At 64.9% G+C, this 22,362-nt stretch carries 27 protein-coding genes; 25 read left to right on the plus strand and 2 right to left on the minus strand.

Annotated features, from left to right (window positions below; genetic code table 11):
• The first annotated feature begins 42 nt into the window (after nucleotides 1–42).
• The 15 genes from rpsN to EDE08_RS04565 all read left to right on the plus strand — a co-directional run bounded on the left by rpsN (nucleotide 43) and on the right by EDE08_RS04565 (nucleotide 10,976).
• Nucleotides 43–348, plus strand: coding sequence for a 30S ribosomal protein S14 (rpsN, locus tag EDE08_RS04490; RefSeq protein WP_024342455.1), 306 nt, complete (start codon nucleotides 43–45; stop codon nucleotides 346–348).
• A gap of 14 nt (nucleotides 349–362) precedes the next feature.
• Nucleotides 363–761 carry a 30S ribosomal protein S8 gene (gene rpsH / locus EDE08_RS04495; protein ID WP_131867594.1) on the plus strand — a complete coding sequence of 133 codons (399 nt, stop codon included), beginning with the start codon at nucleotides 363–365 and terminating at the stop codon, nucleotides 759–761.
• 16 nt (nucleotides 762–777) lie between these two features.
• Nucleotides 778–1,311 carry a 50S ribosomal protein L6 gene (rplF, locus tag EDE08_RS04500; RefSeq protein WP_131867596.1) on the plus strand — a complete coding sequence of 178 codons (534 nt, stop codon included), beginning with the start codon at nucleotides 778–780 and terminating at the stop codon, nucleotides 1,309–1,311.
• Between the two features lie 11 nt (nucleotides 1,312–1,322).
• Nucleotides 1,323–1,685 (plus strand): 50S ribosomal protein L18, encoded by a 363-nt coding sequence (gene rplR / locus EDE08_RS04505; RefSeq protein WP_024342458.1) that lies wholly within the window; start codon nucleotides 1,323–1,325, stop codon nucleotides 1,683–1,685.
• Between the two features lie 47 nt (nucleotides 1,686–1,732).
• Complete coding sequence (gene rpsE, locus EDE08_RS04510) at nucleotides 1,733–2,329, plus strand: 30S ribosomal protein S5 (protein WP_014494507.1); 597 nt, start codon at nucleotides 1,733–1,735, stop codon at nucleotides 2,327–2,329.
• Nucleotides 2,330–2,354: 25 nt separating this feature from the next.
• Entirely contained in the window at nucleotides 2,355–2,549 is a 195-nt protein-coding gene (gene rpmD, locus EDE08_RS04515) for a 50S ribosomal protein L30 (protein WP_027554162.1), read from the plus strand.
• A gap of 75 nt (nucleotides 2,550–2,624) precedes the next feature.
• Complete coding sequence (gene rplO, locus EDE08_RS04520; protein ID WP_028177974.1) at nucleotides 2,625–3,110, plus strand: 50S ribosomal protein L15; 486 nt, start codon at nucleotides 2,625–2,627, stop codon at nucleotides 3,108–3,110.
• A 247-nt stretch (nucleotides 3,111–3,357) separates the two neighbouring features.
• Nucleotides 3,358–4,689, plus strand: a complete 1,332-nt coding sequence (gene secY / locus EDE08_RS04525; RefSeq protein WP_131867598.1) for a preprotein translocase subunit SecY — start codon at nucleotides 3,358–3,360, stop codon at nucleotides 4,687–4,689.
• Nucleotides 4,690–4,965: 276 nt separating this feature from the next.
• A complete protein-coding gene (locus EDE08_RS04535; RefSeq protein ID WP_131867600.1) occupies nucleotides 4,966–5,835 on the plus strand; it encodes an adenylate kinase in 870 nt (289 codons plus the stop codon).
• A gap of 185 nt (nucleotides 5,836–6,020) precedes the next feature.
• Nucleotides 6,021–6,389, plus strand: coding sequence for a 30S ribosomal protein S13 (rpsM, locus tag EDE08_RS04540; RefSeq protein ID WP_008549231.1), 369 nt, complete (start codon nucleotides 6,021–6,023; stop codon nucleotides 6,387–6,389).
• A gap of 131 nt (nucleotides 6,390–6,520) precedes the next feature.
• Complete coding sequence (rpsK, locus tag EDE08_RS04545; RefSeq protein ID WP_007603045.1) at nucleotides 6,521–6,910, plus strand: 30S ribosomal protein S11; 390 nt, start codon at nucleotides 6,521–6,523, stop codon at nucleotides 6,908–6,910.
• Between the two features lie 112 nt (nucleotides 6,911–7,022).
• Nucleotides 7,023–8,054: a DNA-directed RNA polymerase subunit alpha gene (locus EDE08_RS04550; RefSeq protein ID WP_036011050.1), complete on the plus strand. Its 1,032-nt coding sequence runs from the start codon at nucleotides 7,023–7,025 to the stop codon at nucleotides 8,052–8,054.
• A gap of 188 nt (nucleotides 8,055–8,242) precedes the next feature.
• On the plus strand, nucleotides 8,243–8,659 hold the full coding sequence (gene rplQ / locus EDE08_RS04555) for a 50S ribosomal protein L17 (protein WP_131867602.1): 417 nt from the start codon (nucleotides 8,243–8,245) through the stop codon (nucleotides 8,657–8,659).
• A gap of 168 nt (nucleotides 8,660–8,827) precedes the next feature.
• On the plus strand, nucleotides 8,828–9,616 hold the full coding sequence (locus EDE08_RS04560; RefSeq protein WP_131867604.1) for an SDR family NAD(P)-dependent oxidoreductase: 789 nt from the start codon (nucleotides 8,828–8,830) through the stop codon (nucleotides 9,614–9,616).
• 58 nt (nucleotides 9,617–9,674) lie between these two features.
• Nucleotides 9,675–10,976 (plus strand): chloride channel protein, encoded by a 1,302-nt coding sequence (locus tag EDE08_RS04565; protein ID WP_131867606.1) that lies wholly within the window; start codon nucleotides 9,675–9,677, stop codon nucleotides 10,974–10,976.
• Between the two features lie 86 nt (nucleotides 10,977–11,062).
• Here EDE08_RS04565 and EDE08_RS04570 read toward each other — a convergent pair whose 3' ends face one another.
• Entirely contained in the window at nucleotides 11,063–12,076 is a 1,014-nt protein-coding gene (locus EDE08_RS04570) for a zinc-binding alcohol dehydrogenase family protein (RefSeq protein ID WP_131867608.1), read from the minus strand.
• 121 nt (nucleotides 12,077–12,197) lie between these two features.
• On the opposite strand from EDE08_RS04570, the gene EDE08_RS04575 reads away from it, so the two are divergent.
• Nucleotides 12,198–12,575, plus strand: a complete 378-nt coding sequence (locus EDE08_RS04575) for a winged helix-turn-helix transcriptional regulator (RefSeq protein WP_131867610.1) — start codon at nucleotides 12,198–12,200, stop codon at nucleotides 12,573–12,575.
• A gap of 42 nt (nucleotides 12,576–12,617) precedes the next feature.
• On the opposite strand, the gene EDE08_RS04580 is transcribed toward EDE08_RS04575, so the two are convergent.
• The gene (locus EDE08_RS04580) at nucleotides 12,618–14,228 is read right to left on the minus strand and encodes an OprO/OprP family phosphate-selective porin (protein WP_131867612.1); all 1,611 of its coding nucleotides are present in this window, start codon (nucleotides 14,226–14,228) and stop codon (nucleotides 12,618–12,620) included.
• 314 nt (nucleotides 14,229–14,542) lie between these two features.
• Between EDE08_RS04580 and EDE08_RS04585 the strand changes: the two genes are divergently transcribed.
• From EDE08_RS04585 to EDE08_RS04630, 9 genes are all read left to right on the plus strand, one after another.
• Nucleotides 14,543–15,949 (plus strand): DegQ family serine endoprotease, encoded by a 1,407-nt coding sequence (locus EDE08_RS04585; protein WP_165935773.1) that lies wholly within the window; start codon nucleotides 14,543–14,545, stop codon nucleotides 15,947–15,949.
• Nucleotides 15,946–17,280: a replication-associated recombination protein A gene (locus EDE08_RS04590; RefSeq protein WP_131867614.1), complete on the plus strand. Its 1,335-nt coding sequence runs from the start codon at nucleotides 15,946–15,948 to the stop codon at nucleotides 17,278–17,280. The genes EDE08_RS04585 and EDE08_RS04590 overlap by 4 nt, the downstream gene beginning before the upstream one ends.
• Nucleotides 17,281–17,336: 56 nt before the next feature.
• Nucleotides 17,337–17,621 carry a type II toxin-antitoxin system RelE/ParE family toxin gene (locus EDE08_RS04595; RefSeq protein ID WP_131867616.1) on the plus strand — a complete coding sequence of 95 codons (285 nt, stop codon included), beginning with the start codon at nucleotides 17,337–17,339 and terminating at the stop codon, nucleotides 17,619–17,621.
• A gap of 9 nt (nucleotides 17,622–17,630) precedes the next feature.
• Nucleotides 17,631–17,948 (plus strand): HigA family addiction module antitoxin, encoded by a 318-nt coding sequence (locus tag EDE08_RS04600; RefSeq protein ID WP_131867618.1) that lies wholly within the window; start codon nucleotides 17,631–17,633, stop codon nucleotides 17,946–17,948.
• Complete coding sequence (locus EDE08_RS04605; protein ID WP_131867620.1) at nucleotides 17,945–19,159, plus strand: RluA family pseudouridine synthase; 1,215 nt, start codon at nucleotides 17,945–17,947, stop codon at nucleotides 19,157–19,159. Before EDE08_RS04600 ends, EDE08_RS04605 begins: the two co-directional genes overlap by 4 nt.
• Nucleotides 19,160–19,204: 45 nt before the next feature.
• Nucleotides 19,205–19,501 (plus strand): hypothetical protein, encoded by a 297-nt coding sequence (locus EDE08_RS04610; RefSeq protein WP_131867622.1) that lies wholly within the window; start codon nucleotides 19,205–19,207, stop codon nucleotides 19,499–19,501.
• Between the two features lie 152 nt (nucleotides 19,502–19,653).
• Nucleotides 19,654–20,448, plus strand: a complete 795-nt coding sequence (locus tag EDE08_RS04615) for an ATP12 family chaperone protein (RefSeq protein ID WP_131867624.1) — start codon at nucleotides 19,654–19,656, stop codon at nucleotides 20,446–20,448.
• Nucleotides 20,449–20,502: 54 nt separating this feature from the next.
• Nucleotides 20,503–22,065, plus strand: a complete 1,563-nt coding sequence (gene fliK / locus EDE08_RS04625; RefSeq protein ID WP_165935772.1) for a flagellar hook-length control protein FliK — start codon at nucleotides 20,503–20,505, stop codon at nucleotides 22,063–22,065.
• On the plus strand, nucleotides 22,062–22,325 hold the full coding sequence (locus EDE08_RS04630; RefSeq protein WP_131867626.1) for an EscU/YscU/HrcU family type III secretion system export apparatus switch protein: 264 nt from the start codon (nucleotides 22,062–22,064) through the stop codon (nucleotides 22,323–22,325). The genes fliK and EDE08_RS04630 overlap by 4 nt, the downstream gene beginning before the upstream one ends.
• The last annotated feature ends 37 nt before the right edge of the window (nucleotides 22,326–22,362 follow it).

The following is a 22,362-nucleotide window of genomic DNA, read 5'->3' on the forward strand; positions in this document are numbered from 1 at the left end:
CTGACCTAGAGCCTCTCAAACGCGGATACCCAGGAGCCAAGCATGGCAAAGAAGAGTTCAGTCGAGAAGAACAACAGGCGCAAGCGGATGGTGAAGAACGCCGCCGCCAAGCGCGAGCGGTTGAAGGCGATCATCGCCGACAAGACGCTGCCGATGGAGGAGCGGTTCGCCGCGACCCTGAAGCTGGCGGAAATGCCGCGCAATTCGTCGGCGACCCGCATCCGCCTGCGCTGCGAGCTGTCGGGCCGCCCGCGCTCGAACTACCGCAAGAACAAGCTGTCCCGTATCGCGCTGCGCGACCTTGGCTCCAAGGGCATGGTCCCGGGCCTCGTGAAGTCCAGCTGGTAAGGAGGGTCGTTTAGATGTCAACGCACGATCCAATCAGCGATCTGATCACCCGTATCCGCAACGCGCAGATGCGTTCGAAGTCCAAGGTCTCCACGCCAGGCTCGAAGATGCGCGAGAACGTGCTCGAGGTTCTGAAGGCCGAGGGCTACATCCGCGGTTACGCCACGCTCGAGCATTCCTCGGGACGCAGCGAGATCGAGATCGAGCTGAAGTATTTCGACGGCGAGCCCGTCATCCGCGAGATTGAGCGCGTTTCCAAGCCCGGGCGCAGAGTCTACGCCTCGGTGAAGAACCTGCCGCGGGTGAACAACGGACTCGGCATTTCGGTGTTGTCGACGCCGAAGGGGATCATGGCCGACCACAGCGCGCGCGACGCGAATGTGGGCGGTGAAGTCCTCTTCACGGTGTTCTGAGAAGGATTTTCGATCCATGTCACGTGTTGGCAAAAAGCCTGTCCCGGTGCCGTCGGGCGTTACCGCGACCGTCGACGGCCAGACCGTCAAGATGAAGGGGCCGAAGGGCCAGCTTCAGTTCATCGTCCATGACGACGTCGAGGTGAAGCTCGAGAACGGCCAGGTCAAGGTGAAGCCGCGGACCGAGACCAACCGCGCGCGGGCGCTGTACGGTACCGCTCGCGCCCAGGTCGCGAATCTGGTCGAAGGCGTCACCAAGGGCTTCGAGAAGAAGCTCGAGATCACCGGCGTCGGCTATCGCGCCGCGATGCAGGGCAAGAACCTGCAGCTCGCGCTCGGCTACAGCCATGACGTGATCTATCCGATCCCCGAGGGGATCACGATCACGGTGCCGAAGCCGACCGAGATCACGGTGGCGGGTAGCGACGTCCAGCGCGTCGGCCAGGTCGCCGCCGAGATTCGCTCCTACCGTCCGCCGGAGCCCTACAAGGGCAAGGGCGTAAAGTATGTGGGCGAATTCATCTTCCGCAAGGAAGGCAAGAAGAAGTAACGGAGCCGGTCATGTCGAAAGCCAAGGTTACGAATGCCCGGCGCAAGCGGAGTGTGCGGCTGAAGCTGCGCCGTTCCGCCGGCGGCCGTCCGCGCCTGTCAGTGTTCCGCTCGTCCAAGCACATCTACGCCCAGGTCATCGACGACCTGAAGGGCGAGACGCTGGCCTCCGCCTCCTCGCTCGAGAAGTCGATGCGCGACGGTGGCAAGACCGGCGCCGACATCGATGCGGCGAAGGCGGTCGGCAAGTTGCTGGCCGAGCGCGCCGCCGAGAAGGGCGTCAAGGAAGTCGTGTTCGATCGCGGCAGCTATCTCTATCACGGGCGCGTCAAGGCTTTGGCCGATGCAGCGCGTGAGAGTGGGCTGAGCTTCTAACAGAATTTGAGGATTGGGGCGCAAGCCTCTGAAGGATTGGAAAAACCATGGCAGCTGAACGCGAACAACGTGGTGGACGCGATCAACGCGGCGGCGGACGTGAACGCAGGGAGCGCGAGGAGCGCGACAGCGAGTTCGTCGACAAGCTCGTCCACATCAACCGCGTGGCCAAGGTCGTCAAGGGCGGCAAGCGCTTCGGGTTCGCAGCGCTGGTCGTGATCGGCGACCAGAAGGGTCGTGCCGGCTTCGGTCACGGCAAGGCGCGCGAAGTGCCCGAGGCGATCCGCAAGGCGACCGAGTCCGCCAAGCGCAACCTGACGCGCGTGTCGCTGCGCGAGGGCCGCACGCTCCATCACGACATTGCCGGCCGTCATGGCGCGGGCCGTGTCTACCTGCGTGCAGCTCCGGCCGGTACCGGCATCATCGCCGGCGGTCCGATGCGCGCGGTGTTCGAAACGCTCGGCGTCCAGGACGTTGTGGCGAAGTCGATCGGCTCGTCGAACCCGTACAACATGGTGCGCGCGACCTTTGACGCGCTGAAGCATCAGGATTCGCCGCGCTCGGTCGCTGCCCGCCGCAACATCAAGGTGTCCACCCTCCAGTCCCGCCGTATCGGTGGCGACGCAGAGGCGGCTGCCGACTAACGGAAGCTTTTCGGAGTAGACCACGATGGCCAAGGCCGCAAAGACGATCAAGCTTGAGCAGACCGGCAGCGCGATCCGCCGCCATCACTCGCAACGTTCGACGCTGATCGGGCTCAAGCTCAACAAGATCGGCCGTATCAGCGAACTGCCGGACACCCCGGCGGTCCGCGGCATGATCGAGAAGGTTCACCATCTCGTCCGCATCGTCGACGAGAAGTAAGCAAAGGCGCACGATCCCGAAGAGCGGGAAGCGGTTTTCGGTGAAGATCGTGCGCAAGACACAAGGAGAAGGGCGATGAAGCTCAGCGATATCGCCGACAACGCCGGCTCGCGCAAGAAGCGTATGCGCGTCGGCCGCGGCATCGGTTCCGGCAAGGGCAAGCAGTCCGGCCGCGGCGGCAAGGGCCAGACCGCGCGTTCGGGCGTGCGCATCAAGGGTTTCGAAGGCGGCCAGATGCCGATGCATCGCCGTCTGCCCAAGCGCGGCTTCAATAACATCTTCCGCATCGAGTTCGCCGAGATCAATCTCGACCGGCTCCAGGAAGCGGTCGATGCCAAGAAGATCGACGCCGGCAGCGTCGTGAACGTCGAGGCCCTGGTGAAGGGCGGCGTACTGCGCCGCGCCAAGGGCGGCCTGCGGCTGCTCGGTCGCGGCGAGCTCAAGTCCAAGCTCAACATCGAAGTGCATGGCGCCACCAAGACCGCAATCGCGGCGGTCGAGAAGGCCGGCGGCTCGGTGAAGATCCTCGCCCCTGCCAAGGAAGAAGGCGAGGCGGCGTAACAACTGCGTCATTGGCCCGCGGCTCGCGGGCCTTTACGCATGCGGGACGTGGACTTATCGAAGCCGAGCCCCAGATAATGTCCGGCGTCCGCTCAAGCATGATCCGGAAAAGTGTGAAGCGGTTTTCCGAGAAGATCATGCTTAAATGACAACCTAGAGCGCAATGATGAGGCATCCTGGTTTCATCGCGCTTTAGTAGCCCGGCCGCGGGCATGACGGCGCAACAGGCGGCGGGAGAAAGTCCAAGATGGTCTCTGCAGCGGAACAACTGGCAGCCAATCTCAATTTCGGCGCGTTCGCCAAGGCCGACGAACTGAAGAAGCGCATCTGGTTCACCCTGGGTGCGCTGCTCGTTTATCGGCTCGGGACCTACATCCCGCTGCCCGGCATCGATCCGAACATCTGGGAACAGGTGTTCCGATCGCAGGCGGGCGGCATCCTCGGCATGTTCAACATGTTCGCCGGTGGCGGCATCCACCGCATGGCGATCTTTGCGCTGAACATCATGCCGTACATCTCGGCCTCGATCATCATCCAGCTCCTCACCACCGTCTCGCCGCAGCTCGAGGCGCTGAAGAAGGAAGGCGAGGCGGGCCGCAAGACGCTGAATCAGTACACCCGCTATCTGACGGTCATCCTGGCCGCATTCCAGTCCTACGGGATCGCGGTCGGCCTCGAGGGCGCCGGCAACGTCGTCAGCGATCCCGGAATGTTCTTCCGCCTGTCCACGGCGATCACGCTGACCGGCGGCACCATGTTCCTGATGTGGCTGGGCGAGCAGATCACCTCGCGTGGCATCGGCAACGGCATCTCGCTGATCATTCTCGCCGGCATCGTCGCCGAGTTGCCCGCGGCGCTCGCCAGCATGCTCGAGCTCGGCCGGCAGGGTGCGATGTCGACCGGCCTGATCCTGGTCGTCATCATCATGGCCGTCGCCGTGATCGCCTTCATCGTGTTCATGGAGCGTGCGCAGCGCCGCCTCCTGATCCAGTATCCGAAGCGCCAGGTCGGCAACAAGATGTTCGAGGGCCAGTCCTCGCATCTGCCGCTCAAGCTCAACACCTCGGGCGTGATTCCGCCGATCTTCGCGTCCTCGCTGCTCTTGCTGCCGACCACGGTGGCGAACTTCAATGCAGGCAGCGGGCCGGAATGGTTCCAGTGGATCAACACCCAGCTCGGCCATGGCCGCCCGCTGTTCCTGATCTTGTATCTGGCGCTGATCGTGTTCTTCGCCTTCTTCTACACCGCGATCGTGTTCAACCCGACCGAGACCGCGGACAACCTGAAGAAGCACGGCGGCTTCATTCCGGGCATCCGTCCTGGCGAGCGCACCGCCGAATATATCGACTACGTGCTGTCGCGCATTACCGTGCTCGGCGCGATTTATCTGGCGATCGTCTGCCTGATTCCCGAGATCCTGATCTCCTACGCGTCGGTGCCGTTCTATTTCGGCGGCACCTCGCTGCTGATCGTCGTCAGTGTCACCATGGATACGGTGGCGCAGGTCCAAGGCTATCTTCTGGCCCATCAGTATGAAGGCCTGATCCGGAAGTCCAAGCTGCGCGGCCGCCGCCGCTAAGTACGGAGTCGCTCGAGAGGCGGCGCGACTGCGCCGCCGATTCGCCGCACGAGCAACGCGCGGCGCTGCAGAGGCGATCAGTCAGCGGCTCGGTCGCATGAGCAGAGACGCTCCCACGTCGATGCAATCACTGATTTCAAAGGCCTTCTTGGCGTCCGGGCATTCGCTCCCCTATGATATGGGTAGCGGTGCGGCGCCGATTATGGTTTGCACTGTTCTTGATCTTCAAACGCAGGTGCGCGACGTATCGCTCACCAATCCGGGGGGCGTACGCCGATGAGAATTATACTTCTGGGACCGCCGGGGTCGGGCAAGGGGACCCAGGCGCAACTCTTGGTGCAGCGCTATGGCATCGTCCAGCTCTCGACCGGCGAGATGCTGCGTGCTGCGGTTGCGGCCGGCACCCCGGTCGGGCTGAAGGCCAAGGAGATCATGGCCAGCGGCGGCCTCGTGCCCGATGACGTCGTGGTGGGAATCATCTCCGACCGCATCGACCAGCCGGACGCCAAGAACGGTTTCATCCTCGATGGTTTCCCGCGCACCGTGCCGCAGGCCGAGGCGCTGGACGAGCTGCTCAAGCAGAAGCATCTCAAGCTCGACGCCGTGATCGAGCTCCGCGTCAACGAGAGTGCACTCCTGAGCCGCGTCGAGACCCGCGTCGCCCAGATGCGGGAGCGGGGCGAGGAGGTTCGGCTCGACGACACCCCGGAGGTTCTGACCAAGCGGCTTGCCAGCTACCGTAGCCAGACGGAACCGCTGATTCACTACTATTCCGAGCGTCGGAAGCTCTCGACCATCGACGGCATGATGGCCATCGACGAGGTCACCCGCGCCATCCACCGCCAGCTTCTGGCGCTGGGGGCGGTCGAGCCCAAGACGCATGCCCGGAGCGCCGCCAAGGCGGCGCCGGCCAAAAAGGCCAAGGCGGGGAAGAGGGCGGCCGCAAAGCCGACGAAAACGGCCAAAAAGGCCGCAAAATCGGCCAAAAAGGCCGCCAAATCGGTGGTGAAAGGTCCCAAGAAGGCGGCCAAGAAAGCCACCAAGAAGACCGTCAAGAAAGCAGCCAGGAAGATCACCAAGAGGACAGTCAAAAAGGGTGCCAAAAAGACCGCAAAAAAGGTCACGAAAAAGCGAGCCAAGCGCTAGCAGCGGTTGACGAAAGCCCCTGGAATCCCCTAATAAGCCCCGCATCCAAGTCGGATAGTTTCAGACGATGCCGGGCCCCAGGAAGACCGGGGGTGGGCGTCGTGTTCGCGTTTGTGAACACCTGCCCGAGAACACAAGCACTTAAAGCCCGATCCTGACGAGGATCGGCGACAGGAGAGAAGGCCGTGGCCCGTATTGCCGGCGTGAACATTCCCACCAACAAGCGCGTGCTGATCGCGCTCCAGTACATCCATGGCATCGGTCAGAAGATCGCCGGTGAGATCCTGGAGAAGGTGAAGATCCCCGTGGATCGTCGCGTCAATCAGCTCAGCGACGCCGAAGTGCTCCAGATCCGCGAAGTCATCGACCGCGACTATCTCGTCGAGGGCGATCTGCGTCGCGAGGTCGGTATCAACATCAAGCGTCTGATGGACCTCGGCTGCTATCGCGGCCTGCGTCATCGTCGCGGTCTGCCGGTGCGCGGCCAGCGCACCCACACCAATGCGCGCACGCGCAAGGGTCCGGCCAAAGCCATCGCCGGCAAGAAGAAGTAAACTCGCGAATAGGGAATTGCGAATGGCGAGTAGGGAGCATCCCTATTCGCCATTCGCTACTCACTATTTGCTTCCACAGGTGTAGCCGCTGGCATTACGGCGGCGTTTGAGATCTTCAGGAAAGGGACTCAATGGGCAAGGAAGCCACCCGCGTTCGTCGTCGTGAGCGCAAGAACATCGCCTCCGGCGTCGCGCACGTGAACTCGTCGTTCAACAACACGACCATCACCATCACCGACGCGCAGGGCAACACGATTGCCTGGTCCTCGGCCGGCACGATGGGTTTCAAGGGCTCGCGCAAGTCGACCCCGTACGCCGCGCAGGTCGCCGCCGAAGACGTCTCCAAGAAGGCGCAGGAGCACGGCATGCGCACGCTGGAAGTCGAAGTCGCCGGCCCCGGTTCGGGCCGTGAGTCGGCGCTCCGCGCGCTCCAGGCCGCGGGCTTCACCGTCACCTCGATCCGTGACGTGACCACGATTCCGCACAACGGTTGCCGTCCCCGTAAGCGTCGGCGCGTTTGATACCAAGTTGCGGGCGCATCGGCGCCCGCGATGACTTTTGTAAGAAGCCGCGGGAATGATCTGCGGCCTTTCTCCAACGCCAGTATTTGAACTCTCAAATTGACTGGCCTGTATGGGTGAAACAGTGACGATCCAGAAAAATTGGCAAGAACTGATTCGGCCGAACAAGCTCCAGGTCACGCCCGGCAGCGATTCCTCGCGTTTCGCGACCATCGTCGCCGAGCCGCTCGAGCGCGGCTTCGGCCAGACCCTCGGCAACGCGCTGCGCCGCATCCTGCTCTCCTCGCTCCAGGGCGCGGCGGTGCAGTCGGTGCACATCGACGGCGTGCTGCACGAGTTCTCCTCGATCGCGGGCGTCCGTGAGGATGTGACCGACATCGTGCTCAACATCAAGGATATCTCGATCAAGATGCAGGGCGAAGGCCCCAAGCGCATGGTCGTGAAGAAGCAGGGCCCGGGTGTCGTCACCGCCGGCGACATCCAGACCGTCGGCGACGTGGTCGTGCTGAACCCCGATCTGCAGATCTGCACGCTCGACGAGGGCGCCGAGATCCGCATGGAGTTCACGGTTTCCACCGGCAAGGGTTACGTGCCCGCCGAACGCAACCGTCCCGAGGACGCGCCGATCGGCCTGATCCCGGTCGACAGCCTGTACTCGCCGGTCCGCAAGGTCTCCTACAAGGTCGAGAACACCCGCGAGGGCCAGATCCTCGACTACGACAAGCTGACCATGACGATCGAGACCAACGGCGCGATCACGCCGGATGACTCGGTGGCCTATGCCGCCCGCATCCTGCAGGATCAGCTCAACGTGTTCGTCAACTTCGAAGAGCCGCGCAAGGAAGTCGCCCAGGAGATCATCCCGGACCTCGCCTTCAACCCGGCCTTCCTCAAGAAGGTGGACGAGCTCGAGCTGTCGGTGCGTTCGGCCAACTGCCTGAAGAACGACAACATCGTCTACATCGGCGACCTCGTGCAGAAGAGCGAAGCGGAAATGCTCCGCACCCCGAACTTCGGCCGCAAGTCGCTGAACGAGATCAAGGAAGTTCTGGCCCAGATGGGTCTGCATCTCGGCATGGAAGTGCCGGGCTGGCCGCCGGAGAACATCGACGAGCTCGCCAAGCGCTTCGAGGATCATTACTGAGTATTCGTCGTTCCGGGGCGATGCGAAGGACCACGCGAAGCGTGGCCCTGGAGCATCGAACCCGGAACCTCGAGATTCCGGGTTCGGCTCTGCGAGCCGCCCCGGAATGACGACCGGGCGAACGCAGGAAGCCCACCTGAAAACCAGTCGCTGAACCACCGCGACACAAGCGAAGAAGGACTACACACATGCGTCACGGCAAGGTTCATCGGAAACTCAACCGCACGGCCGAGCATCGCAAGGCGATGTTCGCCAACATGGCGGCCTCGCTGATCAAGCACGAGCAGATCGTCACCACGCTGCCCAAGGCCAAGGAGCTTCGCCCGATCGTCGAGAAGCTCGTCACCCTTGGCAAGAAGGGCGGCCTGTCGCTGCGCCGTCAGGCCATCTCCGAGCTGCGCGACGTCGACATGGTCAAGAAGCTGTTCGACACGCTGGCGACCCGCTACAAGGACCGGCAGGGCGGCTACACCCGCATCATCAAGGCCGGCTTCCGCTACGGCGACAACGCCGCGATGGCCGTGATCGAGTTCGTCGATCGCGACGTCGACGCCAAGGGCCAGGATTCCGGTCCGGTGCAGGAAAAGGAAGCCGAGGCGGCCTAAGCCAGTCAGCGGCTATGAATTGACAGCGGCGCCTATCCGGGCGCCGTTTTTTTTGGATGCGTTGGGTGGATTCGCCAGTGTACAGGCGCTTCCTTACGCGTCGGTGAGCCCGATTGCGGCATCACAGGTCGCTCCCGATATCTCCGTCATCAGCCTTGGAGGCAGCACATGCACATCGACCTGTCCGGAAAGACCGCCCTCGTCACCGGCTCGACCGCCGGCATCGGCCACGCCATCGCCAAGGGCCTGGCAGCCTCCGGCGCCAGCGTGGTGATCAACGGCCGCGGCCAGGACAAGGTCGATGCCGCCGTGCGCAAGCTGGAAGGGACGGGCAGCAAGGTCCGGGGCATCGCCGCCGACGTCTCGACCGCTGCGGGCTGCAAGGCGCTGGTGGCTGCTCTGCCCGAGGTCGACATCCTCATCAACAATGCCGGCATCTTCGAACCCAAGGACTTCTTCGAGATTCCGGACGAGGACTGGACCCGCTTCTTCGAGGTCAACGTCATGAGCGGCGTGAGGCTATCGCGCGCGTACATGAAGGGCATGCTCGAGCGCAATTGGGGGCGCATCGTCTTCATCTCATCGGAGTCCGGGCTCAACATCCCCGTCGAGATGATCCACTACGGCATGAGCAAGACGGCCCAGCTCTCGATCGCGCGCGGTCTCGCCCAGCTCACCCGCGGCACCGGCGTCACCGTCAATTCCGTGCTGCCGGGCCCGACCATGTCGGAGGGCGTCGAGACCTTCGTGAAGGATCTCGCCAGGCAGAACGGTCAGTCCGTGGACGAGGCCGCCGCCAATTTCGTCATGCAGCACCGCCCGAGCTCGCTGATCCAGCGTTTTGCGAGTGTCGACGAGATCGCGAACATGGTGGTCTACGTCGCCTCGAAGGAGGCATCCGCCACCAACGGTGCGGCGCTGCGGGCGGAAGGCGGCATCGTCAACACCATTGCCTGACCCGCACGTCAGCTGTCTGGCTTTTTGTTTGGGGCATGATCGGCTAGATTAAGCTTCCATGCTCCGGACCTTCTCCACTCGCGACAAGCGGCGCGTCCGCCTGACCTATGCACGCTGGCGCCAGCGGGCGATTTTCCTCCTCGGCGGCATGGCCGTCGGCGCAGCGGCCGTCGCGCTGGCGCAGGCCGCCGATCTGGCCCAGCAGGCCTTCGCGTTCTTGCTGGCGAAGTCGCGCTATATCGTGCTGGCGATCACGCCGCTCGGATTCATGCTGTCGGCCTATCTGACCATCCGCCTGTTTCCGAATGCGCAGGGCAGCGGCATCCCGCAGGCGATCGCCGCCCGGCATCTGACCGACCAGTCCGCGCGCGAAAGTCTGGTCTCGATGCGGATCGCGGTTGGGAAGGTGATCCTCACGTTGTTCGGCCTGCTCTGTGGCGGCTCGGTCGGCCGGGAAGGGCCGACCGTCCAGGTCGGCGCGTCCATCATGTTCGCGCTTGGCCGCGTGTCGCCGCGCCGCCAGCCTGGCCTGATCCTGGCCGGAGCGGCCGCCGGCGTTGCCGCCGCCTTCAACACGCCGCTGGCGGGGATCGTGTTCGGTATCGAGGAGATGAGCCGCGCTTTCGAGACCCGCACATCCAGCCTCATCATTGCTGCGGTCATCGCGGCCGGCCTGACGTCGCTCGCGCTGGCCGGCAATTACGCCTATTTCGGCAGTAGCGCGATGTCGCTGGCGCGCGGCATCGACTGGCTGGCCGTGCCCGTCTGTGGCGTGATCGGGGGCCTCGCAGGCGGATTGTTCAGCCGCATCGTCATCGCCACGGCGCGGGGATTCAAAGGGCCGGTCGGGCGCGCGATGAAGGGCCATCCGCTCTGGTTCGCCTTTGCCTGCGGTCTCGCCGTCGCGCTCTGCGGCCTCGCCTCCGGCGACACCGTTTACGGCACCGGCTATGAGCAGGTGAAGACGGCGCTGGAGCAGGGCGCGCCGCTGCCGCAGGATTTCGGTATCCTCAAGATGATGGCGACGACGTTCGCCGCGATCAGCGGCATTCCTGGCGGCATCTTCGCGCCCTCGCTCGCCGTCGGTGCCGGGATCGGATGCAATGTCGCCTCTTTCTTCCACGAGGCGCCGCTCGGTGCAATCATGCTGCTGGGCATGGTCGCCTATTTCGCCGGGGTGGTGCAGGCGCCGATCACCGCCTTCGTCATCGTCACGGAGATGACGGACAATCACGGCATGGTCGTGCCGTTGATGGCGGCCGCCCTGATCGCGCATCTCGTCTCGCGACTGGTCTGCGAGGAGGGGATCTATCACGCGCTCGCCAAGGGCTTCATCGAGCGGGGTATGGCGAAGACGTAGCAGCGAAGGTGTCGGGTAGGTTTATCCGTGTCGCGGTTTCAAAGGCGGGTGGGTTTCGCCTTCGGCTAACCCACCCGACGAAGCCTTTACCACCCCTCCAGCACGATCTTGCCGCGCGACTTGCCGCTCTCCAAGAGCGCATGGGCTCGCTTGAGGTTGGCGGCGTTGATCGTGCCGAAGGTCTGGTCGAGCGTGGTGCGCAGCACGCCCTTGTCGATGAGGTCGGCGACATCATTGAGCAGATGATGCTGCGCGATCATGTCTGGCGTCTGGAACGAGGAGCGCGTGAACATCGATTCCCAGTGCACCGAGATCGCCTTGCCCTTGAAGGTGCTCATGGTGAATTCCGGGGGATCGTCGATCAGGCCGAACCTTCCCTGCGGGGCCATGAAGTCCGCAATCGCCTTGTAGTGCTGGTCGGTGAAGGTCAGGCTCGCCACCAGCGCGACTGGGGGCAGCTTCAGATTCTCGATCTGTTCCTTCATCGGCTTGCCGTGGTCGATCACCGCATGAGCGCCGAGATCGAGGCACCATTTCTGCGACTCCGGCCGCGTCGCGGTGGCAAGTACGGTCAGCCCGGTGAGCCGGCGGGCAAGTTGGATCAGGATCGAGCCGACGCCGCCGGCGCCGCCCGTGATCAGAAGCGTGCGCGGATCGACGCTCTTGCCAGGTATCGCGCCGAGCCGGTCAAACAGCAATTCCCAGGCGGTGATGGAGGTGAGCGGAAGGGCGGCGGCTTGCGCGAACGACAGGCTCTTCGGCTTGTTGCCGACGATGCGCTCGTCGACCAGGTGGAATTCGGCGTTGGTGCCCTGGCGCAGGATCGAACCGGCGTATAACACTTCGTCGCCCGGCTTGAAGAGTGTCACGTCGGGGCCGACGGCATCGACCACACCGGCCGCGTCATAGCCGAGGATCTTCGTCTCGCCCTCGGGCGGAGCTGCGCGCTTGCGCACCTTGTAATCGACCGGATTGGCCGAGATCGCCTTCACGGCGACGCGGATGTCGCGCGCCCCGGGCTCGGGCTTGGCGGTCTCGAAATCGATCAGTGAATCCGCATCCTCGATCGGAAGCGATTTTTTGTAGCCGACGGCCTTCATGGCTTGTCTCCATCAGATGGGCTGTTCGCCTGCAGCTCTAACTGTCGTCCTGGCTTCAAATTGGCAAGTACTGTAAATTCGGGGATATAGTCCCTGTTTGGATACTATTGGGAAAACACGCATGAAGCGGCGCAATTTTGCCCGTCGTCCCGGCTGCTCGGTCGAGGCGACGCTGGACCTGATCGACGGCAAGTGGAAGGGCGTGATCCTCTACCACCTCCAGAGCGGCACCCAGCGCTTCGGCGAATTGCGCCGCCGGATGCCCGGCATCACCCAGCGCATGCTCACGAAGCAGCTCCGCGCGCTCGAGGAGGACAAGCTCGTCCTCCGCAAGGTCTATGCCGAGGTGCCGCCGCGCGTGGAATATTGCCTGTCCGAGCTCGGCGAGAGCCTCAGGCCTGTCATCGACATTCTGAAGGCCTGGGGCGAGAGTCATCAGGAACGGCTGTCCTGCGCGCCGCCGCCGGTGGTGGTGAGAAAGCCGAAGCACGCGGCGTGAGCCTCCGGGAGCGGATCGTACCGCTCCCGGATAAGGTGAGCGTCAGAACGCGAACTGCGTGCGCATCGCGACCGCGTCGAACTTCGAGCCGACATCGGCAGTCGAGACCGGCGAAGCCTGTCGCGACACGGTGCCGTGCAGATAGTCCAGCATGAATCGGACATTGCCGTTGACGTACCAGTTGAGCGCGAGGGTGTAGACCGTCTGCCGGCCGCCGGCGACGCCGGTCGCGGTCGCGAGCTGGTCATTGAGGTCGATCGTCGAGAAGCGCCCCGCGATCTCCCACGCCCCCCAGCCGCCGTCGAGCGAGAACGGATGCGCCGGCTTGACGCCGCTATAGGCCGCGCTCGCCGCGTTATAGTTGCGCCCCTCACCGGTCAGCACGTAGCCGGCCTGCGCATAGCCGCCCTGGAATTTCAGGCTCGGTGCGCCGACCAGCGGCACGCCGGTGTTGGCGGTGCGATCGACGTTGTACCAGAAGTACTCGCCCTGGACGATGAGCGGCCCGTAGGTCGCGGCCGCTTCGATGCTGTAGACCTGCGCCCCCGAGACATTGGCGATGGCGCCGGTGGAGACCAGCGTGGTCGGGTCGAGACGCAATTCCGGACGATCGCTGAGCGTGACCGTCTGCGTGTTGGCGATCAGGTTGCGCGGCGGCTGGATCAGCCATTGCGCGTCGGCGCCGATGTGCACCGAATAGTCCTTGCCGCTGATGGGATTGCCGGCGACGCGCGCCACCGCGCCGTACTGCTCGCTGGTGCCCGGCGGCGAAGCGCTCGAGGCGGAATGGATCGCGCCGGTCGACGGTCCCGTGACATAGCCGCCGATCCAGAGCTGGTCGTTGAACCAGCGCGCACCGGCCGCGGAGCGGAAGTCGCCGGCGGCGATGTTGGTCGCGATAATACCGGGTGAGGCGCGTTCCATGAACATGATGTCGTTTGAGCTCGTCGCCTCGTCGAGCGTGTAAGGCAGATCCATGATGCCGGCCTCGATCGCCATCTTGCCGCCGAACGGCTTCAGGCCGGTGTAGCTGATATACGCGTTCTCGACGCCGGAGAGGCCGCCGCCCGGCAGCGATCCCGGCGCGGCGCCGCCAAATCCGTCGGAGGAGCCGCCGAAATCGTAGATCAGCGCGAAGTTCCAGTCGTTGAAGAACTTGCCGGCGACGCCGATGCGCGCGCGACGGACGTTCTGGCCGCTGTCGAGCTTCTGCGGCACGGTGGCCGCGGTGTTGGGGCGATAGTCATAGCCGCCGACATCGTAGTGCAGGCGACCGGTGATGGCGACGCAATTGGCCTGGTCGGCGGTGCAGATCGTCGGCCGGTTGTTCGGCATCGTGACGACGACGCCGGATGCCGGCGGCGGCCCCTTGACCGGAATCGCCGCATTGGCGTTGGCAACGACGGCCTTTGCCTCCGAACGCGCCTCGGCCTTCGCTTCAGCCTTCGCTTCGGCCCTGGCTTTCGCCGCGGCCGCCGTGTTCGCCGCGGTTTGACTCTGGAGCCTGTCGAGCTTCTGCTCCAGCATCTTCAACTGCTGCTTCAGCAGTGCGATCTCCTGCTCGCTGCTGCTTGCCGATTGGGCCTGGGCTTGCGAGGCCGCCAGCGCACCGGCGAGACCAATCGCTGCAGCCGCAATTCGTGTTGTGCTCACGTACGCCTCCATCATCTGACTATCTTCCCCAAGTTGCGAACGGAGAGCCTAAGTGTGATCGATGACTGCCCCGCGACGCTGCGATCGGTTGCGTGGGTTCCCACTGATGCAAATTCGCCGCAACCGAATCCGCTTCACACCACCATGCAAGATGCACGCACATCATGCCAATCCGCCGCCCCGGGCAAATTGCCGATTCGCACGGCACCCTTGCATGCCGGACACGGCGGCGAAGGGCCGATTATTGCCGCCCCGCGCCCTTCTATTGAGGGGCGAACGCGCCTATATTCCGGCGTCTTTTCCGAGAGGTAGGAATGTTTCGATCGACCTGGACCGCCGTCGTCACGGCCTTGTGCATAGCCTTTTCGGCCCATTTCAATCCGGCCTCAGCGCAGGACCGCCGCGTCCCGTCGTCGCCGGCCGAGCTGCGGCTATCCTATGCGCCGATCGTGCAACGGGTGCAGCCCGCGGTCGTCAACGTCTATGCCGCCAAGGTGGTGCAGAACCGCAATCCGCTGCTGGACGACCCGATTTTCCGCCGCTTCTTCGGCGTGCCGGGCCAGCAGCCCGAGCAGATGCAGCGCTCGCTCGGCTCGGGCGTCATCGTCGATGCCTCCGGTCTCGTCGTCACCAACGTCCACGTCATCGAAGGCGCGGACCAGGTGAAAGTATCGCTGTCGGACAAGCGCGAGTTCGAGGCCGAGATCCTGCTGAAGGATTCGCGTACCGATCTCGCCGTGCTGCGCCTGAAGGACGCCAAGGAAAAATTTCCGACCCTCGATTTCACGAATTCCGATGAATTGTTGGTCGGCGACGTCGTGCTGGCGATCGGCAATCCCTTCGGTGTCGGCCAGACCGTGACCCACGGCATCATCTCGGCGCTGGCACGCACGCAAGTCGGCATCACCGACTACCAGTTCTTCATCCAGACCGATGCGCCGATCAATCCCGGCAATTCCGGCGGCGCGCTGGTCGACATGAGCGGCAAGCTCGCCGGCATCAACACGGCGATCTATTCGCGCTCCGGCGGCTCGCAGGGCATCGGCTTTGCGATTCCCGCCAACATGGTGCGCGTCGTCGTCGCATCAGCCAAGAGCGGCGGCAAGGCAGTGAAGCGGCCGTGGCTCGGGGCAAAATTGCAGGCGGTGACTCCGGAGATCGCGGAAAGCCTCGGCCTGCGCTCGCCGACCGGTGCGTTGGTCGCAAGCGTGGTGCCCAATGGCCCCGCAGCGAAGGCCGGTCTGAAATCCTCCGACCTCATCACCGGCATCGACGGCCAGACCGTCGATGATCCCAACGCCTTCGACTACCGTTTCGCAACCCGTCCGCTCGGCGGCACCGCGCAGGTCGACGTGCAGCGCGGCAGCAAGCCGGTCAAGCTGACCGTGGCGCTGGAGACTGCGCCCGATACCGGACGCAGCGAGCTCGTCGTCACCGCTCGCTCGCCGTTCCAGGGCGCGAAGGTCTCGACCATCACCCCCGCGGTCGCTGACGAGCTGCGTCTGGACGCCGACACCGAAGGCGTCGTGATCACCGATATCGGCGGCGATACCGCGGCGGCCAATGTCGGCTTCCAGAAAGGCGACATCATCCTGGCCGTCAACAACCAGAAGATCAGCAAGACCGGCGATCTCGAGAAGGCCGCAGGCGAGCGGCCTCGGATCTGGCGCATCACGCTGGTGCGCGGCGGCCAGCAGATCAACGTCACGTTGGGCGGATGAGTCCGAAGCGACCACAGCAGACGCCGACTCTCTTTGCCGCGGCGGGGCTCGACCACGAGGCGCCGCATCCGCTGCCGGACCGGCTGCGTCCGCGCGCGCTGTCGGAGGTTGTCGGCCAGGACCACATCCTCGGCCCCGACGGCGCGCTGACGCGCATGCTGGAGACGCGCACGCTCGGCTCGCTGGTGTTCTGGGGCCCGCCGGGCACCGGCAAGACCACGGTGGCACGGCTGCTGGCGGATGCCACCGATCTGCATTTCGAACAGATCTCCGCGGTATTCTCCGGCGTCGCCGATCTCAAGAAGGCTTTCGATGCCGCGCGCGCCCGCCGCGAGATGGGTAAGGGCACGCTGCTCTTCGTGGACGAGGTGCATCGCTTCAACCGCGCCCAGCAGGATTCCTTTCTGCCCGTGATGGAAGACGGCACGGTGGTCATGGTCGGCGCCACCACCGAGAACCCGTCCTTCGAGCTCAACGCGGCGCTCCTGTCCCGCGCGCGCGTGCTGGTGTTTCGTTCGCTCGATGCCGCCGCGATCGAAAAGCTGTTCGCACATGCCGAGGCGGTCGAGGGCAGGAAGCTGCCGCTCGATGCGGAGGCGCGCGCGGTGCTGGTGCGCATGGCCGACGGCGACGGCCGCGCATCGCTGACGCTTGCCGAAGAGGTATGGCGTTCGGCGCGGGCGGACGAGATTTTCAATGCCGCGCAGTTGCAGGACATCCTGCAACGCCGCGCGCCGATCTACGACAAGTCGGCCGACGGCCATTACAACCTGATCTCCGCGTTGCATAAGTCGGTGCGCGGTTCCGACCCCGATGCCGCGCTGTATTACCTCGCCCGCATGCTCGATGCCGGCGAGGATCCGCTGTTCCTGGCCCGCCGTGTCGTGCGCATGGCGGTCGAGGACATCGGGCTTGCCGATCCGCAGGCGCTCGTCATCGCCAATGCGGCCAAGGATGCTTTCGACTTTCTCGGCCATCCCGAAGGCGAGCTCGCAATAGCGCAGGCCGTCGTCTATCTCGCCACCGCGCCGAAATCGAACGCGGTCTACACCGCCTTCGGCACGGCGATGCAGGTGGCCAAGCAGGCCGGCTCGCTGCTGCCGCCGAAGCACATCCTCAATTCCCCGACCAAGCTGATGAAGTCGGAAGGCTACGGTGCAGCGTACGAATACGACCACGACGCCCCCGACGCTTTCTCGGGCCAGGACTACTTTCCGGAGGCTCTCGGTCGCCAGACCTTCTACGACCCGCCCGAGCGCGGCTTCGAGCGGGAGATCAGGAAGCGGCTGGATTACTGGGCCAAGCTTCGGAAGGAGCGGGGCGGGACGTAGGATCTCCAGGCGATTTTACTATTTACGTAACTCGTAAATCCTGTTACTGGCTGGGAATGATTGTCAGCTACCGCGACAAGCGCACGGAGCGATTTGCCGCTGGTCAGCATGTCAAGGATTTCTCGGGGTTTGCCCGCCAGGCTGAGATCCGCCTCGATCGATTGGACGCGGCAACGAACTTAACCGACTTGGCGGCATTGCCCGGCAATCGACTGGAAGCCCTTAAGGGCGATCGTGCAGGACAGTTCTCGATCCGGATCAACGACCAATGGCGGATATGCTTCAATTGGCCGGAAGGATCGCCTGGTCCAGTTGATGTAGAGATCGTCGACTATCACTGAAGGAAGCTTATGCCCCGTACGCCCATCCATCCCGGCGAACAGCTCGCCGAAGAGTTGCGTGAACTCGGCGTCACAGCTGCAGAACTGTCGCGTCAGATCGATGTGCCGGTCAATCGCATCACCGGCATCATCAACGGACAGCGCGGCATCACTGCCGATACGGCGCTGCGCCTTGGTCACTGGTTCGGTACCAGCCCGCAATTCTGGATGAACCTGCAACAGCAATATGAGCTGCGGCTGGCGGAGAAGGAGGTGGGCGCGCAGGTTGCGTCGCTGCCCCGCCGCGCCGATGCGCAGTCGATACGAAAGCTTGGAAAGACCGCATGAGCCGCCGCATCAAGAGAATGAACCCAAAGCCGCGCTCGCGTGACGAGCGCGACGACTCGCGCCCGCATCAGGCGCGGAGCGCGAAGAGGGCCGGGCCGCGGCCGGGCGGCAAGCCCGGCAGCAAGCCGCCGCGCTTTGCGGGCGAGCGGGCCGAGCGGCGCGCGCCCAAAGCCGTGCTGGAAAAGGCCGTTCCGGCAAAGCCGGTCGAAGCGCTGCTGCCCACCAAGGTCCAGACCGTCACCGTGACGGCGGACGAGAACAATATGCGTGTCGACCGCTTCCTCGAGGCGCGCTTTCCCGGCCTGTCGTTCTCCCACATCCAGCGTGTCGTCCGCAAAGGCGAACTGCGCGTCGATGGCAAGCGCGTCGACAGCAAGGATCGCCTCGAGGAGGGCCAGAGCGTCCGCATTCCGCCGCTGAAGCTCGACGCACCGAAGGTCGTCGGGGAGCTCTCGGACGCTGCGCAAAAAACGCTCAAGGCGCTGAAGGAGATGACGATCTACGAGGACGACGACGTCCTCGTCCTGAACAAGCCGGCCGGCCTTGCCGTGCAGGGTGGGTCGGGCATGACGCGGCACATCGACCAGATGCTGGAGGTGATGCGCGACGCCAAGGGCCAGAAGCCGCGGCTCGTGCACCGCATCGACAGGGAGACGTCGGGCTGTCTCCTGATCGCCAAGACGCGCTTTGCCGCCTCGCACCTGACCGGTGCATTCCGCTCGCGGTCGGCGCGAAAGGTGTATTGGGCTCTGGTACCGGGCTTGCCGAAGCCCAAGCAGGGCCGCATCTCGACCTTCCTGGCGAAAGAGGAGAGCGAGGACGACACCATCATGCGCATCGCTCAGCATGGCGACGAGGGCGCGAGCCACGCGGTGACGTACTATGCGGTGGTCGAGACCGCGGGCAACAAGCTGACCTGGGTCTCGCTGAAGCCGGTGACGGGCCGCACCCACCAGCTGCGCGCCCACATGGCCCATATCGGCCATCCCATCGTTGGCGATCCCAAATATTTCAACATCGAGAACTGGCAGCTGCCGGGCGGCTTGCAGAACCGGCTGCATCTGTTGGCACGCCGCATCGTCATCCCGCATCCGCGCGGCGGCGTGATCGACGCCACCGCGCCGTTGCCGCCACATATGCAGCAGTCGTGGAACTTGCTCGGCCTGGATGCAGCCAGATTTGATCCGATCGAGAACGCGCCTGAAGAATAGTTAAGTCAGGTTGAACGGGGGCGGCCGGAGTACAACATATCGACCATGAAACAGTTCTCGCTCTGTCTCATGGTTTTGACCGCACTGCTCTTGGGGCAGGCGGCTCAGGCACAGCTTTTGCTGCCGGGCCCCACGCAGGTCGTTCCGCCGCCTTCGCCGCCACCGCCGCCGAAGCTCGAGGTGCCGAAGATGCCGCGGATCGATGCGCAGCCGAGCTACAACTACCGGCCGCTCCCGCGTAATTCGTTCGGTGATCGCTTTTCGAAGTGCCTCGAGGACGCCGCTGGCGCGGGGCTGGGTCCCGCTCACCGCGGCACCTATGCGCTCAGATGCGCGAACTAGGGTCGATTGGATCTCCTGTCCGCTAGCGGCCAACGCCCCGGCCAACAGGGTCGCAACGCCGGCCAAGTTCCCTCATGCCCGCCGCTCGCTTTATCGGCTGCCGGTTTTATCCTAAAAGCCTGGCAATCAGCGGCAGAGACTGAAAAACCGAGATGCGCGAATTGTTCGATGAAGCTGCGGGGCAAACCCCGCCCGATCCGCGCGAGGCGGCACGCCAGTCGGCGCGTCTACCGCAGCGCAAGCGCTTCTACAAGGAGGCGGGCGTGAGCGAGGCCGATGGCGGGTATGCCGTCGTGCTCGACGGCAAGCCGATCCGTACGCCGTCCGGTCGGCAGGTGATCATCCCTTCGCGCGACCTTGCCGAAGCGGTGGCCGCGGAATGGGCGGCCCAGGACGAGACGATCGACCCCGTGACCATGCCGTTGACGCGGATGGCCAACAGCGTGGTGGAGGGTGTCGTCGATCGCATCGAGCTCGTCAGCGACGACCTCGCCAGATACTTCGAGTCCGATTTGCTGTTCTACCGTGCCGGTCACCCCGAGGGACTGGTCGCCCGCGAGGCCGCACATTGGGATCCCGTGCTGTTCTGGGCGGCGGAGACGCTGGGTGCGCATTTCATCCTGTCCGAGGGCATCATGCATGTGAAGCAGCCGGACCAGGCGCTTCGGGCGGCTCGCGCCGCGCTACCGCAGGATGCCTGGTCGGTCGGCGCTCTCCATGTGGTGACGACCCTGACCGGCTCGGCGTTGCTGGCGCTGGCGCTGGCCCATGGCGCGCGGGACGCTGACCAGGTCTGGACCGCCGCCCATGTCGACGAGGACTGGAACGCCGAGCAATGGGGCGTGGACGAGGAGGCAGCCAGCCGCCGGGCCACCCGCCTCAGGGATTTCGAGGCCGCCGTGGCCGTGCTGGCGGCAGCAAGCCCGGCCGGGACCACAGGTCCTTAACGGGAGGTTTACGGCGCAGCGTTACGGTAGCCGGCGCTCCCTGAGGCCGCTGAGATGCCGACGCCGGTCACTTCCATTGCTCCCGTCAGCGCCGCCAGCCCCTCGGCTGATGCGGCGACGCCCGATCTTGTGCTTCAGGCCGGCAGTGTCGTCGATGCGAGAGTCGTCAGCGTCCTCGCCGACAATCTGGTGCGGATCGCGATCGCAAATCTATCGCTCGACGTGATGTCGGAAGTCGCGCTGTCGCCCGGGCAAAATCTCCAGCTGGCGGTGTCGCGGAACGACGGCACCGTCCGTCTTGCCGTCATGGGCGGGGCAGGCGAGGCGGCCGCCGACGTGGTCACGCTGACGCCGCGTGCGGCCTCGCTGGTGGAGAGCCCGCCGCTTGCGCCGTCGGCGGGCGCCACGCGCAACACGCTGACACCTCCGGAGCAAGTCGCCGTCACGGTGGCTTCGACCGATGCCGTCACCAGGCAGGGCAGCCAGGCGCCGCTGTTTGCCAATCTGGCCGCCGTCGTCACCGGCAGCGATCTGCCCGCGGGCTTGAAGCAGGCGGTGCTGGCCGTGCTGTCTCAGCAGACGCCGCTCGATACCGGGCTTGCCGGCGGCGATATCGAATCCGCATTCCGGAAGTCGGGGCTGTTCCTCGAGGCTTCGCTCGCGGCAGGCGCGACGCCGTCGTCAGGCACAATGCCCGATCTGAAGGCGGCGCTGCTGGTGCTGCGCCAGGCGCTGGCCACGATTGAGAGGGCCGTGCCACCGACACAAGGCGCCTCGCCGGCTCCGGCAGCAGGTGGGGCGGCGCAGGCCGGATCTCCATCAGCCGAAATCGCGCAACAGCCGCAAACGCCGGGCCGCGCCAATCCCGCCGCTGCCGTGCTCGCCGACGGGGCTTCGCAGGCGGCGACGTCGCGGATCATGTCCGCCGGCCTTGCCGCGAGCCTGCTGCAAGAGGTCACGCAGAACCTGCCGCGCCTGACCGGCAACTTGCCGGGCTCCAACAAGGCCGTACCGGATGGCCACGTCTTCGAGGCTGCCGCACACGCGACGCCGCCGCCGTTCCGCGGTGCGCTGCCGGCGCCGCAGACCATCGCCGCGCCATCGCTCGCGCCGGATACGCCGCTCGCTGCGACCGTGCATCGCCTGCTCGAGGACACCGATGCGGCGCTCGCGCGGCAGACGCTGCTGCAAATCGCTTCGCTCCCCGATCGCATCGATGCCAGCGGGCACCGCATCGATCCGGCCGTGCCGCAGTGGAATTTCGAGATTCCGTTCGCGACCCAGCAGGGCACTGCGATGGCGCAGTTCGAGATCTCGCGCGACGGCGGCAATGAGTCCGGCGATCCCGCCCAGCGCACCTGGCGCGCGCGCTTCTCCCTCAATGTGGAGCCGGCCGGACCCGTGCATGCGTTGATCACGCTGAACGGCGACAAGACATTCGTGCGGATGTGGGCGGAGCGGCCGGCGACGGCGCAGCAGCTCCGTGCCGGCGTCGGTGAGCTCAGCCAGGCATTGACGAGAGCCGAGCTCAAGCCCGGCGACATCGTGGTCCGCGACGGCACGCCGCCGCAGCCGGCGCCGGCCCGCGCCGGGCACTTCCTGGATCGCGCGACATGAGCGATCCATCCAAGCTTGCGATCGCGCTCCATTACGAGAAGGGCACCAACGCGCCTGTCGTCGTCGCCAAGGGCAAGGGCACGATCGGTGAAAAGATCGTCGAGATCGCCAAGGCCCACGACATCCCGATCGAGGAGAACGAGATTCTGGCCGGCGCGCTGTCCAGGGTCGAGCTCGGCGACGAGATCCCGCCGGATCTCTACAAGGCCGTCGCCGAGGTGCTGGTGTTCGTGCTGCGGCTGTCGGGTCGGGGGCGGTAAGCATAACCTGTCATCGTTTCACCACGTAGCGGCTGCA

This window comes from Bradyrhizobium sp. R2.2-H (assembly GCF_004346455.1).
Lineage (GTDB): Bacteria > Pseudomonadota > Alphaproteobacteria > Rhizobiales > Xanthobacteraceae > Bradyrhizobium > Bradyrhizobium diversitatis.

Excerpts from the sequence above, each read along its gene's own strand:
- rpmD (WP_027554162.1), top strand. The coding sequence starts at position 2,355 with ATGGCCAAGGCCGCAAAGACGATCAAGCTTGAGCAGACCGGCAGCGCG.
- rpsH (WP_131867594.1), top strand. The coding sequence starts at position 363 with ATGTCAACGCACGATCCAATCAGCGATCTGATCACCCGTATCCGCAAC.
- rplF (WP_131867596.1), top strand. The coding sequence starts at position 778 with ATGTCACGTGTTGGCAAAAAGCCTGTCCCGGTGCCGTCGGGCGTTACC.
- secY (WP_131867598.1), top strand. The coding sequence starts at position 3,358 with ATGGTCTCTGCAGCGGAACAACTGGCAGCCAATCTCAATTTCGGCGCG.
- rpsE (WP_014494507.1), top strand. The coding sequence starts at position 1,733 with ATGGCAGCTGAACGCGAACAACGTGGTGGACGCGATCAACGCGGCGGC.
- rplR (WP_024342458.1), top strand. The coding sequence starts at position 1,323 with ATGTCGAAAGCCAAGGTTACGAATGCCCGGCGCAAGCGGAGTGTGCGG.
- EDE08_RS04600 (WP_131867618.1), top strand. The coding sequence starts at position 17,631 with ATGCCCCGTACGCCCATCCATCCCGGCGAACAGCTCGCCGAAGAGTTG.
- EDE08_RS04550 (WP_036011050.1), top strand. The coding sequence starts at position 7,023 with ATGGGTGAAACAGTGACGATCCAGAAAAATTGGCAAGAACTGATTCGG.
- EDE08_RS04610 (WP_131867622.1), top strand. The coding sequence starts at position 19,205 with ATGAAACAGTTCTCGCTCTGTCTCATGGTTTTGACCGCACTGCTCTTG.
- rplO (WP_028177974.1), top strand. The coding sequence starts at position 2,625 with ATGAAGCTCAGCGATATCGCCGACAACGCCGGCTCGCGCAAGAAGCGT.
- EDE08_RS04615 (WP_131867624.1), top strand. The coding sequence starts at position 19,654 with ATGCGCGAATTGTTCGATGAAGCTGCGGGGCAAACCCCGCCCGATCCG.
- EDE08_RS04570 (WP_131867608.1), bottom strand. The coding sequence starts at position 12,076 with ATGAAGGCCGTCGGCTACAAAAAATCGCTTCCGATCGAGGATGCGGAT.
- EDE08_RS04630 (WP_131867626.1), top strand. The coding sequence starts at position 22,062 with ATGAGCGATCCATCCAAGCTTGCGATCGCGCTCCATTACGAGAAGGGC.
- rpsN (WP_024342455.1), top strand. The coding sequence starts at position 43 with ATGGCAAAGAAGAGTTCAGTCGAGAAGAACAACAGGCGCAAGCGGATG.
- rplQ (WP_131867602.1), top strand. The coding sequence starts at position 8,243 with ATGCGTCACGGCAAGGTTCATCGGAAACTCAACCGCACGGCCGAGCAT.
- EDE08_RS04535 (WP_131867600.1), top strand. The coding sequence starts at position 4,966 with ATGAGAATTATACTTCTGGGACCGCCGGGGTCGGGCAAGGGGACCCAG.
- rpsK (WP_007603045.1), top strand. The coding sequence starts at position 6,521 with ATGGGCAAGGAAGCCACCCGCGTTCGTCGTCGTGAGCGCAAGAACATC.
- EDE08_RS04575 (WP_131867610.1), top strand. The coding sequence starts at position 12,198 with ATGAAGCGGCGCAATTTTGCCCGTCGTCCCGGCTGCTCGGTCGAGGCG.
- EDE08_RS04560 (WP_131867604.1), top strand. The coding sequence starts at position 8,828 with ATGCACATCGACCTGTCCGGAAAGACCGCCCTCGTCACCGGCTCGACC.
- EDE08_RS04585 (WP_165935773.1), top strand. The coding sequence starts at position 14,543 with ATGTTTCGATCGACCTGGACCGCCGTCGTCACGGCCTTGTGCATAGCC.
- EDE08_RS04595 (WP_131867616.1), top strand. The coding sequence starts at position 17,337 with ATGATTGTCAGCTACCGCGACAAGCGCACGGAGCGATTTGCCGCTGGT.
- EDE08_RS04605 (WP_131867620.1), top strand. The coding sequence starts at position 17,945 with ATGAGCCGCCGCATCAAGAGAATGAACCCAAAGCCGCGCTCGCGTGAC.
- fliK (WP_165935772.1), top strand. The coding sequence starts at position 20,503 with ATGCCGACGCCGGTCACTTCCATTGCTCCCGTCAGCGCCGCCAGCCCC.
- EDE08_RS04590 (WP_131867614.1), top strand. The coding sequence starts at position 15,946 with ATGAGTCCGAAGCGACCACAGCAGACGCCGACTCTCTTTGCCGCGGCG.
- EDE08_RS04565 (WP_131867606.1), top strand. The coding sequence starts at position 9,675 with ATGCTCCGGACCTTCTCCACTCGCGACAAGCGGCGCGTCCGCCTGACC.